This is a genomic window from Arthrobacter sp. 10T413_2, assembly GCF_056394205.1.
Genome location: NZ_JBFTHK010000029.1, coordinates 24,745 through 35,765 on the forward strand (window position 1 = coordinate 24,745; position 11,021 = coordinate 35,765).

Below are 11,021 nucleotides of genomic sequence, written 5' to 3' on the forward strand. Positions count from 1 at the left end.
ACTGCCCCCATTGGAAGCGTTAGCTTGGAGAACACGTGATTGACCAGCCTCTATCGCTTGTGCGACCTCGCTGAAGGCTCCCGCCGTCGAGCGGACGGCCAGCGGAAGGAGAAGGGATGCTCAACTGGTACCACGGGCGCACCGCACCCGTTCTCCAGGTCCTCTCGGCGCCTCCGTTTGCTGGGGGCCGTCTTTCGGGCGGACGATGGACATTCGGGTTGACCCGAAACGTCACAGGCGCACCGGGTTGCCCGGAATGAGCGAGCGTGCCGCGTCGCCGCCCAGTATCGATCCGATCGTCGTGATTCGTTCCAGGCCATACATCGCTGCGCTCGTGYTGGCAGCGGTCTTGGGCGTTCCCATCTCTGTCATTGCCTACGGTTTTCTCGCTTTGGTCGCGGCGGTCCAGCGGTTCGTCTTCGTCGGGCTGCCGAGTCAAGTCCTCGGGGGTCCTGCTCCTGCGTGGTGGCCGGTTCCGTGGTTGGTGCTGTGTGGGCTGTTGACGGCGTTGACCATCCGGTATCTGCCCGGAACCGGGGGCCACTCACCCGCGTTCGGATTCAAGACAGGCGGCGGTCCGCCCAGCAGTCGGGAGCTCGTGGGCATCGTTCTCGCGGCACTGACTACGCTCAGCCTGGGTGCCGTGCTCGGGCCCGAGGGGCCGCTGATCGCGATCKGTGGCGGCCTCGGGGCGTTGGCGGTGCACCTGGTGAAGAAGGACGCTCCGCCGATGGCCCTGACGATCATGGCGTCGGCTGGCAGCTTCGCAGCGATCAGTACCCTGCTCGGCTCGCCCGTGCTCGGTGCATTCCTGATCATGGAGGCTGCCGGGATCGGGGGAATGGCGCTGAGTCTGGTGGCCCTGCCCGGACTGATCGCATCTGGCGTCGGGGCGCTGGTGTTCGTCGGCTTGGACGGCTGGACCGGGTTGGGCAGCTTCTCKCTGGCGCTGCCCGCKGTGCCGCCTGCGGTGCCGCCGACGTTGGCGACGATGGGCTGGGCGGTGATCATGGGCGCGGCCGGGGCGCTGTTGGGATGGTTGATCCGCTGGGTCGCGCTGTCGCTTCGTCCGGTCGTGCATCTGAACCGGGTGTTGGTGACGTCTGCGCTCGGCTTGCTGATCGGTCTTACCGCGATGGCGTACCAGCTGATCTCCGGGCACAGCTTCACGCAGGTGTTGTTCTCGGGGCAGGACGCACTTCCGGAGCTGGTCGCTGACGCCGCGGATTACCCGCTTGCTGTGCTGGTCCTGCTGATCGCCTGTAAGACCCTGGTCTACGGGCTCTCGCTGAGCGCATTTCGTGGTGGGCCGGTGTTCCCGTCGATGTTCATCGGTGCGGCGCTCGGTATTGCTGCGAGTGGGTTGCCCGGAATGAATCTCGCGGCAGCGATCGGCATGGGCATAGGAGCCATGTGCGCAGCTATGCTGCGGCTGCCGTTGACGTCGACGCTTTTGGCCACGCTGCTGCTGGGAGTGGACGGTGTGGCCGTAACACCCCAGGTGGTGGTGGCTGTKGCGGTGGCCTTCGTCATCATCAATGTGCTCCCGACCCCGGGTCCGAGGGCGTCCGTGGCGCCTGACGATGCCGGCAGAGTCCAAGATCGGGCTCCCGAGGGCCGACCATTACTGAGATCTCGAGCTCGGTCCGTTCGACCGGACGGGACCGGTGGATTGCATGGTTGTTCATCATCGGCTCGAGTCTGTTCGCCTTKGGAGCGGTGCCGTTATACGCCGAGGCCGTGGGATTGGGCTTCTGTGCAGTCACATTCTTCGCCGGTTCGCTGTTCTTCACCTGTGCGGCGTTCCTGCAGTACCGCGAAGCCGTTGACGCGCTCCCCGCCGTGGGCTCCACGCGGCGCCATTCGTTGTGKGTATGGGCGCCGCGGAATCTGGGCTGGCTCGCTGGCGCGATTCAACTTGCCKGCACGCTGTGGTTCAACTGGAGCACGGGAAACGCAGTGCGGGACAATCTCAGCGCGGCGTTGACCGAGCAGCGGGTGTGGCGACCTGACGCTCTGGGTTCAGTCGCCTTCCTCGTTGCAAGCGGTGTGGCATTGCTGGATGCCGGTCGCGGCGTCGTTGCCGGCCGGCCCAGGCCCCGGGCGTGGAAGATCGGCGTGATCAACGTGGCCGGCTCCGTTGCGTTCGGCATCTCGGCTGTCGCGGCCTTCGTCATACCGTCGAGCGGCGATGTCTGGAACGCCGAGCTGTCCAATCTCGGCACACTCGTAGGAGCCCTGTGCTTCCTCACCGGCGCGATTCTGATGCTGAGTCCGGATTCCACCGACGCCTCGGTCCCTCCGGACCGGGGAACTCATCCGTAGCCCCCTTTCAAAAGTTTCTCAAGGAGAAGTGATGTCAGTAAATTCCCAGCCGGCGGATGCCGACGTGGCGCTGTTCGGCAACCGATTTATCACCCAGGAGGTTCCGAGCCGGGAGTTCCCGGAGACCGGCATTCCTGCTCAGGACGCTTTGCGGTTGGTGTCGGAGGACTTGGCGCTGGAGGGTGATCCCGCCCGGAACCTGGCGACCTTCGTGACGACATGGATGGAGCCGCAGGCCCAGGAGATCATTGCAGCGAACCTGCACCGCAATTTCATCGACCACGCCGAATATCCCCGCACGGCCGAGATCGAGCAGCGTTGCATTCGGATGCTCGCAGACCTCTTCCACGCACCCGGCGAGACGACGGGAGCCCGAACCCAGGGATCGTCCGAGGCGATCATGCTCGGCGGTCTGTCCCTGAAGTGGAACTGGCGCAAGCGTCGCGAGGCTGCCGGCGCGTCGACGTCGAGCCCGAACCTGGTGTTCGGCGGCGACGTGCATGTCGTGTGGGAGAAGTTCTGCCGCTACTTCGACGTTGAGCCGCGKATCGTGCCACTGCAGCCGGGGAAGTACACGATCGGCCCGGACGACGTGCAGGCCCATGTCGATGAGAACACCATCGGCGTCGCAGCCGTGCTGGGTACGACGTTCACCGGGCACAAAGACGACATCGTCGGCATCAACGACCTGCTGCTGCGAATCAAGCGCGAGCGAGGCCTTGATGTGCCGTTGCACGTGGACGCGGCCAGCGGGGGGTTCGTCTGGCCMTTCCTCTACCCGGACTCCAAGTGGGACTTCCGGCTTGAGCAGGTCCACTCGATCAATGTCTCCGGGCACAAGTTMGGACTGGTCTATCCCGGTATCGGCTGGCTGATCTTTMGGGAGAAGGCCGACCTGGCCAAGGACCTCGTMTTMGAGGAGAACTACCTCGGCAAGACCGACTCGACCTTCACCCTGAACTTCTCCACCGGCTCGGCGATGGTTCTCGCCCAGTACTACAACTTCGTGCGCTATGGTCGCGCCGGTTACACCTACATCATGCAGAACATGCAGACCAACGCCCGCGTCCTCGCCGAGAAGCTGGACGCCATGGGCCGGTTCGAGATCATCGGCCCAACCGAGGAGCAACTTCCCCTGGTCGCGTTCCGGCTMGCCGCCGACACCGGGTACGACGAGTTCGACATTGCCTGGCAGCTCGCGGCCGAGCGCGGCTGGATGGTGCCGGCGTACACCCTGCCGCCGAACGCCCAAAACGTGACGATCATGCGGGCCCTGGTCAAGGAAACGCTGAGCCGCGAGCACGTCGACACGCTCGCCCGAGACATCGAAGATGCGTGCGCCACGCTGGCAAAGAAGGGCGGCGCGCACGAATCCGAACGAAACAAGATCGTCACCGGACCCGGCCATTGACCCAAGGCAACGGTGACACACCGGGCCCGCCCGGCGGCAACATCGTCCTCAGTGGCGTCACTTTGGCCTCCACCTTCATGCGGCACGGCCTGATCGCCGAAGTCCCTCTTGGTGGCGGCGCGGTGTTGCCGGACGTATGAGGAAGCCTCCGCGCGAATCCAGGACTCAAGCGCGGAGGCTCCCGGCTCTCCAAGCTGGGGGGACTGGAGAGCTGGTCTGAGTCTACTCGCAGGCCTGACGTCCCGGCCGATCGCGTGCGCGCGTCGCGACCTTCGGGTCAGCGGAGGCGGAGGCTGCMCCGCGTTGCACGGCCCGCCGGGCAACCGGGGTCCGCGCAACAGACGAACGAACCTATCGGAGCCCTTGGGTCATGCCATTCGTATCAGCGCTCGGATGCCTTCGCGGCTTTAGCCGCGGCCTTGGCGGCCTGCTTGCTGGCGCGCACTTTTGTCAGCGACTCGGGGTCCACGATGTCTGCGACAGAAAGAAATGCGCTCTCCTGGCCATAGGGGTCCGCAGCCTCACGCCAGCCTTGTGCCTGGAGTCCGCACTGCTTGCCGAGTAGGGCGAGGAAGATCTTCGCCTTTTGCTCTCCGAAGCCGGGCAATTCCTTCAACCTGCGCAGCACTTCCTGGCCGTCGGGGTTGTCCTGGTTCCAGATGGCAGTTGCGTCCCCGTTCCAATCGCGCTGGACGGTCGCGGCGAGGTCCTGGACGCGGCTGGCCATGGAGCTAGGGAAGCGGTGGATGGACGGACGCTCCTTGAAGATCTCAACGAAGCCTGCCGGGTCATATTCGGCGATTGCAGCCGGGGCCATGGACCCGATGCGCGTCCGGATCTTTTCGGGTCCGGCAAACGCAGACTCCATGGTCACCTGCTGGTCAAGCAGCATGCCGATGAGGAGTGCGAACGCGTCATTGCTGAGCAGCTGGTCGGCGGCAGGGTCGCCGGTGATGTGCAGTTCCATGCGCCCATCCTCCCACCTGCTCCGAGCTGCGTCATGGCACCTACAAGGATTGATGACRACCGGGAACCTCCGGTGGCTGACGACGACTTGCCGGTCCCGGCTCGCCACTTCACTCAGAGGCCGCGGCGCCCTAGCCACAGCCCGTGCAGCAGCGGAACGACCGACACKATCATGAGCACGCTGCCGAGCACCGTGTCGTCCGCCCGGACCACGGAACCTGCGATAAGCAGGGCGCCGAATATCAGCGCCGATGCCGATCGCTGCACCGTGCGGTCCAGCCGTGCCATTTGCCGCTCAAGACGCGGGTTAGCCACGGATAGTGCACCGTCCTCGATCCGACTGACAAGCCTATCCAGGCGTTTCGGCAGACGCAGCGCGACCCCGGCGGCGTCGAGCGCCTGTTGAGCCACGTCCTGCACGATGTTGCCACGCTCGTCGCGCAACAACTGCGCCGCATAGGGTTCGACCGCGTCCCACAGATTGAACCGGGCGTCCAGCGAGCTGCACACGCCCGAGGTCAGTGACATCGCCCGGATGATGAGCAGGAAATTCTCCGGCAACTGGAACGGAAGCGAGCGAACGAGGTCGCCGAACTCCACTGCAAAATCAAGGAACTCCCGCTGGTCCACCTCGCGAAGCTCGGCGAAGCCCATCCCACCAAACCGGGCGAACAGGTGCGTCATCGCCCGCTCAAGCTCAGCCCTGTCGGCCGACGGCACCAACACCCCCACGTCGCTGATCGCGCTCACCAGGCCCTTGCCGTCACGCGAGGCGGCCGCGATCAGAAGTTTCCGCAGGCCGCTGCGAGTGCTGGGCGGAACCTCGCCCATCATGCCGAAGTCGATGAACGTCAGCTTCCATGGGCGTCCTGCGGATGAATCGGTAACCGGAGTGACAAAGATGTTTCCGGGGTGCGGATCGGCATGGAAGAAGCCGTTGGTGAACATTTGGTCGAACATGACCGACGCGAACACCGGGGCAACCTGCGCCGGATCGATGCCGGCCGCAAGAAGTGCCTCCGAGTCCGTGATCTTGATCGCTGTGACATCTTCGAGGATGAGCGCGCGGCGGGTGCTCCACTCCCACGCTACGTCGGGTACATCCACCCTGTCGTCGTCGGCGAAATCAGCCGCGAAGCGCTCCGCATTCGCTGCCTCATGCAGGTAGTCGATCTCCTCAAGACTGGTTTGCGCAAACTCCTCGACCAGGGCACCCATGTCCGCCCGATCGGACACCAGTCGCACGTGGCTGAGCCAGCCGCCCACTTTGCGCAGTGCCGCCAGATCGACGTCGACAATCGCGTCGATGCCCGGGCGCTGCACCTTCAACACCACCCTGTCGAGCCCCGCGTCGGCGGCATTGGCGGGAAGGAGTCGTGCAAGGTGCGCCTGCCCGAGCGAGGCGGCGGCGATTGGCGTCTCCTCGACCGAGGCGAAAACCTGGTTCAGCGCCACGCCCAGCTCGGCCTCGGCAAGTGCACGGATTGCGGGGAACGGAACKGGGGGCACCTCGTCCTGCAGTCCCTCAAGCTCCTTGGTGATCTCGGGCGGAAGCACGTCGAGCCTGGACGACAGGAACTGACCGACCTTGATCATCAGGCCGCCCAGATTTACTGCGAGCACGTGGAAGTGCTGCGCAAAGGTCCGCATCCTCTTCGCCCGGGTGCGCTCGGCAACTCTGCCTAGCCCGATGCGGGGGAGGAACAGCTCAAACCACCAGGTCAGGGCGAGATGCCACGCGGCGAAGCGCAGGATGCGACGGTAACGGGCACGGGTGTCTCCGGCGCCGGGGACCGCATCTGCCCGGTCTCGACGAACCGACGTCACTCCCGTCAGTCCTGGGCGAGGATCGAATACAGGCGACGACGTGCCTCGTGCAGCACCGCCACGGCCTGCTGAACCTGCTCCGGAGAGCCGGTGCGACCCACCTGGGACGCGGCCTGGGCGAGCTCGACGCCGGCCTTCGGCAGTGCCGCGAATCCGGTACCGGCTGCCGGGCCAGTTGACTCCCATGGTGCTGACGCATCGGCATGGGCTACATCCTCCCGGCCTGCTTCGGTCAGCGAGTAAATCTTGCGACCGTTGGACTCCTCGGCACGGATCAACCCCTCATCGGCCAGCAGTTGCAGCGTGGGGTAGACGGAGCCGGCGCTCGGCTTCCATCTGCCATTGCTCCGCTCCTCGATTTCACGGATGATCTGATAGCCGTGCATCGGCCGCTCCGCGAGCAGGGCCAGCACCGCGGACCGCACCTCGCCTCGCCCCGCGCGGGTGCCCGAGCGTTTCTCAAACCTTGAACGCAGCTCTTCTACGGCCTGCCACATGCCRTCGATGTTGGGACCGCCAAATCCGCCAGCCGAGTGTGAATTACGCATGCTGCTCTCCTTAATGAATCCCGAACGATACTCAACGATACATTCCGATATACGCGATAACCAGCAGTGCGAGAAGCTGGCGGAGGGAGGCCGGATTGCCCAACATCGGGCGCGGTAGTTGGACGGCGCCTGTGCCGGAGCTCGACCCGCGGTGGCACAAAGGCGTCTGCGAAATGTGCACACCCTGTCTGTCGGACTCTTTACACACCGGTCCGTGACCACCCCCGGCACGGGTTCGGACTGCGGCGAGGTGGGTGGCCGGTTCGCGACGACGGCGGTCAGCCCGTGAGGCGCTGGCTGAATGACACGAGACGCGATTGCATCTCCCAGTACGGAGTGGCGGCCGGCGCCTGCTTGCCGTCGCGCAGGGCGCAGACCACGTTCACCGCGGCGTCAACTGCCGCGCGGTACGGCAGGGAGCCCGAACTCACCCGCCGAACCCCCAGATCACCCAGCTCGGCAACAGTCAGCGAGGGATGGGCCAGCACGTTGACCGGCAGCCCGATGCCGGCGGTGACGATCTGGATATCCTCCGGAACCGCAAGTCCGGGGACAAAGATCCCGTCCGCCCCGGCGTCGGCGTAGACACCCGCCCGGAGCAGGACGGCATCCACAGTGGCCTGTTCGCCGAACCATATGTTGTCCACCCGCGCGTTGATGAACACAGCCGGGCTGCGTCGCTTGACGGCGGCAACCTTGTTGGCAAAGGCGGCTGGATCGACCAGATGCCCGCCCGTGCTGTCCTCCAGGTTGACCCCGGCCACGCCAAGGTCGGCCAGTTGGGCCACAAGGTCCGCAACCTCGGCGGGGTCATCGGAGTAGCCGTCCTCGATGTCCGCCGTGACGTGTACAGGCAGGCGGCACAGCTGCGCCACCAGTGCGGTGGTTACCGCTTTGCTGGACCGGCCTCCGTCCGGCAGTCCGGCACTTGCCGCAATGCCAAAACTGGTGGTGCCGACGGCCGGGAATCCCGCTGTCGCAAATGCCAAGGCGGATCCGACGTCCCACGCATTGGGCAGCAGGAGTGGTGCCGTAGTGTGGTGGAGTTCCCGAAAAGTGGCCATTTCATTCCCATCCTCTGCCAACCGAATAGGTGGATCCCTGCTCAGTCTACAAACGCGGCCGGGCGCCGCAAGGGATCGACGTTTCGGAGGCCCGCGCAGCACGTCGTCACGTTATCGTTGGACCCAACACATCTGACCGGGAGGGCGCATGCCGTACATCGTTGACTTCGAGAACGTTTCCACTGTCGGCCTGGAATCGTCTCCCGTTGCCGAGGCGCTCGCCGGGTTGCGCGCCAACGAGGGCCGCTACTACCGGAACAAGTACGACCACGTCTTCACTGTGAGCCCTGCAAGCGAGGTTCCGGAGGTGGTCGAGCGGGTGAGCCGCATCCTCAAGGATGAGCGCGACATCGTCATCGGCTCACGCCCGCTCGAAGCGACCACCTTCGAAGTGGACGGTTTGCGGATGGCTTACGTGTTCTACGAGTCGGGGCTGTCCATCAACGTCATGTACAGCATCGAGGACGGCGGGAAGCGAGCGGTCGGATTTAAACTTGCCGAAGGCATGGAGATTCCGGAGGAACTGGCGTCGCGCTTCAAGTTCGCTCGCCAGAAGTCGAAGCTGGCAGGGGTTATCCGCGGCTCCTTCTTCGTGATCAAGGGCGAATACTGACCGTTGACGTTGTGGGCCCGAGGGGTTTCGGCCGGAATCGCCCTGCTTGTCGGAAGCGCAGAGCGGTGCCCGGGATGACGGTCAGGGTCAATCAAGGCTCAGGAGTTTGGCCGTACTCAAAGTGAGCCATTCCTTCAGGGAGATGCTCTGGTGCCTGTCCCAGCGGGGGTAGGTGATCCAGACCTTGCCTTTGCGGTCAAAGTCGACATTCACCAGGTTGTCGAGCGCGGTCCGGGGCCAGCGCGCTACGGCACGGTTGCCGGTGAACTCGACGAGGCGCTGCGGAGCGGTCATCCAGGCCGGCTCTTTGCCCGGTTTGCGGGCGGGCAGGGAGATCACGCGGCCGGACTCCGGGACCAGAGCTTTGGGGTTGACCAGTTTCTTGGTGGCGCTGCCGCCTTCGAACGTGCTCAGGACGGTGTCAGAGGTGAGGAATTCGTCGCCCCCGAAGGTGGTGGACCGGCGGTAGAAGCAGATGCGGCCGTCGACGCTGAGGAAGGCAGTGCCRTCGTCTTCGTTTTCCAGGGGCCAGCCGAGGGACTGGGCGACGAAATGCCACGTGGTCCAGTCGGTGCCGCTCGTGACGGCGGCGAGGCTGGTCGGCACGGAGCGCTTCAGTAGTCGCTTGCTGGCCCGTCCCAGGAGACGTTCCATAYGGTCCGCGGCGGCGTGGCGTGCCGACTCATAGATCCCGGGGACGGTCTCATTGGCGCCGCCTCCGGCGACGGCAGCGTGGGTTATCTCCGCTTTCGGTCTACGCCCCGCATGTTCGAACGACATCACAGCTCTCCACTGTTGGTGCTTCGCCCTCCGGTCACCTCGCGGGGCGAAGGCTTCCGCATCAGCTTATGTCGCGCCCKACGGCCTGAAGCGGGCGGACGCCCAATGTTCATCGAAGGATCACCGAGCCCGCTCAGTGCCGGGCGCAGCCGTCATCACGTCATACGCAAGAGGACGACGGCGGATTCTTCCCCCCGTCGTCCTCTTGTGTTTGGTTTTGACGCCTATCTTTGGCCGGGTTACTTGGTGACCTGAAGTCCGGTGTCCCAGTTGAAGTCGGCGAACTCGGGGTTGGCCTGCATGGTCATGAGCACGAACTGGAAGCCTTCGAGTTCGYGGGAGCGCTTGAGCGGGCCGACGACCAGGGGGCGCATGCCGCCGGCGCTGACGAAGGTGCTCACKGCGGYGTTGGCGTCCGCGTTGTCGCCGGCGATGAAGACGTCCAGCGGCTGTCCGCCTGACGCGCCKGCGACCAGGGTGCCGGCGAAGGTGGTGTTGAACGCCTTGACCACGTGGGCGCCGGCGGGGGCAAGCTGTGCGATTTCTTCGGCGGCGGAGGTGCCCGGTTCAACGACCAGGGAATCGAAGGTCTCAAAGTTCACCGGGTTGGTGATGTCCACGATGGTCTTGCCGGCCAGGGCCTCGCCATAGGCGCTGACCACGGACTTGGCGGCGTCGAAGGGGACGGCCAGGACCATGATGGCGCCCTGCGGGGCGTCGGCGGTGGTGCCGAAGGTGACGCCGGTGCCAAGCTCGGCGGCCAGTGCCTTGGCCTTGGCGGCATCCTGTCCGAGGATCTCCACGGTCATGCCGCCAGCCAGGGCACGGGTTGCGATGCCACGGGCCATGTTGCCATTGCCGATGATGGTGAGGTTCGTCATGGKAGTCTTCTTTCCGAAGATKCGGGCCAGKAGGGTCTTCATCAGGTTCTGTTCTCTTGGAGGAGTGATGATTGAATCTACAACTAAATGTACGCCGCCAAGGTTGAAGCGTCAAGTAAATTCTTGATAGGAATCTGCTCCTCCGKGGTGCCATGCCGCAGAATGTCGGCATGAAGCACCGCCGGCGCCCAGGGGCGTGGGGAAGCTGCGGCTACGAGGGCCCAGGCGCCGTGCCCAGGGCGTCGTGAGCGAGCAGTTCGCTGGTTCGCATGATGGCTGCACGCCTGCGCACCTCATCCGGCGACAGCCTGGTCGCCCCGGTCCCGGGCACGGGACTGGTCCGGGACGAGGGGATCCGTCCCGGGTCCTCGGCGGAGAAGCTCGCCGGGCTCAAGACGGTGTTCCGGGCCGAGAACGGCACCGTGACGGCCGGGAACGCGTCCCCGCTCTCGGACGGCGCCTCCGCGGCCTGGCTCGGATCCGAGACGGCCGCCGGGTGGCTGGGGATGGATCCGCTGGCCCGCATCGCCGGGCGCGGCGCGCACGCGAACGACCCGCAGTACTTCGGCTACGCCCCGGTCGAGGCCKCGAACAAGGCCCTCGCGA

Annotated in this window: 10 protein-coding genes and 1 pseudogene; 5 read left to right on the plus strand and 6 right to left on the minus strand. The window is 65.2% G+C overall.

All coding sequences use genetic code 11. The features are described from left to right. Positions 1–256: 256 nt before the first annotated feature. The 3 genes from AC1DBQ_RS07350 (at position 257) to gad (ending at position 3,736) form a co-directional block, all read left to right on the plus strand. Positions 257–1,987, plus strand: coding sequence for a chloride channel protein (locus tag AC1DBQ_RS07350; protein WP_476927875.1), 1,731 nt, complete (start codon positions 257–259; stop codon positions 1,985–1,987). A 62-nt stretch (positions 1,988–2,049) separates the two neighbouring features. Next, entirely contained in the window at positions 2,050–2,325 is a 276-nt protein-coding gene (locus AC1DBQ_RS07355; protein ID WP_476927876.1) for a hypothetical protein, read from the plus strand. Between the two features lie 64 nt (positions 2,326–2,389). After that, positions 2,390–3,736 carry a glutamate decarboxylase gene (gene gad, locus AC1DBQ_RS07360; protein ID WP_476927877.1) on the plus strand — a complete coding sequence of 449 codons (1,347 nt, stop codon included), beginning with the start codon at positions 2,390–2,392 and terminating at the stop codon, positions 3,734–3,736. A gap of 382 nt (positions 3,737–4,118) precedes the next feature. On the opposite strand, the gene AC1DBQ_RS07365 is transcribed toward gad, so the two are convergent. The 4 genes from AC1DBQ_RS07365 to AC1DBQ_RS07380 form a co-directional block, all read right to left on the minus strand. Then, entirely contained in the window at positions 4,119–4,703 is a 585-nt protein-coding gene (locus AC1DBQ_RS07365) for an HhH-GPD-type base excision DNA repair protein (protein WP_476927878.1), read from the minus strand. Between the two features lie 113 nt (positions 4,704–4,816). Then, on the minus strand, positions 4,817–6,529 hold the full coding sequence (locus AC1DBQ_RS07370; RefSeq protein WP_476927879.1) for an ABC1 kinase family protein: 1,713 nt from the start codon (positions 6,527–6,529) through the stop codon (positions 4,817–4,819). 5 nt (positions 6,530–6,534) lie between these two features. After that, positions 6,535–7,077, minus strand: coding sequence for a PadR family transcriptional regulator (locus AC1DBQ_RS07375; protein WP_476927880.1), 543 nt, complete (start codon positions 7,075–7,077; stop codon positions 6,535–6,537). A gap of 278 nt (positions 7,078–7,355) precedes the next feature. Further along, complete coding sequence (locus AC1DBQ_RS07380; protein ID WP_476927881.1) at positions 7,356–8,141, minus strand: isocitrate lyase/PEP mutase family protein; 786 nt, start codon at positions 8,139–8,141, stop codon at positions 7,356–7,358. A gap of 148 nt (positions 8,142–8,289) precedes the next feature. Between AC1DBQ_RS07380 and AC1DBQ_RS07385 the strand changes: the two genes are divergently transcribed. Next, complete coding sequence (locus tag AC1DBQ_RS07385) at positions 8,290–8,754, plus strand: phage tail protein (protein ID WP_476927882.1); 465 nt, start codon at positions 8,290–8,292, stop codon at positions 8,752–8,754. Between the two features lie 87 nt (positions 8,755–8,841). Here the strand turns inward: AC1DBQ_RS07385 and AC1DBQ_RS07390 are convergent, their stop codons facing one another. Both AC1DBQ_RS07390 and AC1DBQ_RS07395 read right to left on the minus strand, forming a co-directional pair. Beyond that, on the minus strand, positions 8,842–9,534 hold the full coding sequence (locus AC1DBQ_RS07390) for a hypothetical protein (protein WP_476927883.1): 693 nt from the start codon (positions 9,532–9,534) through the stop codon (positions 8,842–8,844). 239 nt (positions 9,535–9,773) lie between these two features. Further along, entirely contained in the window at positions 9,774–10,415 is a 642-nt protein-coding gene (locus tag AC1DBQ_RS07395) for an NADPH-dependent F420 reductase (RefSeq protein WP_476927884.1), read from the minus strand. Positions 10,416–10,717: 302 nt separating this feature from the next. Here AC1DBQ_RS07395 and AC1DBQ_RS07400 point away from each other — a divergent pair. After that, positions 10,718–11,021 (plus strand): annotated as a pseudogene (locus AC1DBQ_RS07400) (thiolase family protein); the annotation flags it as partial.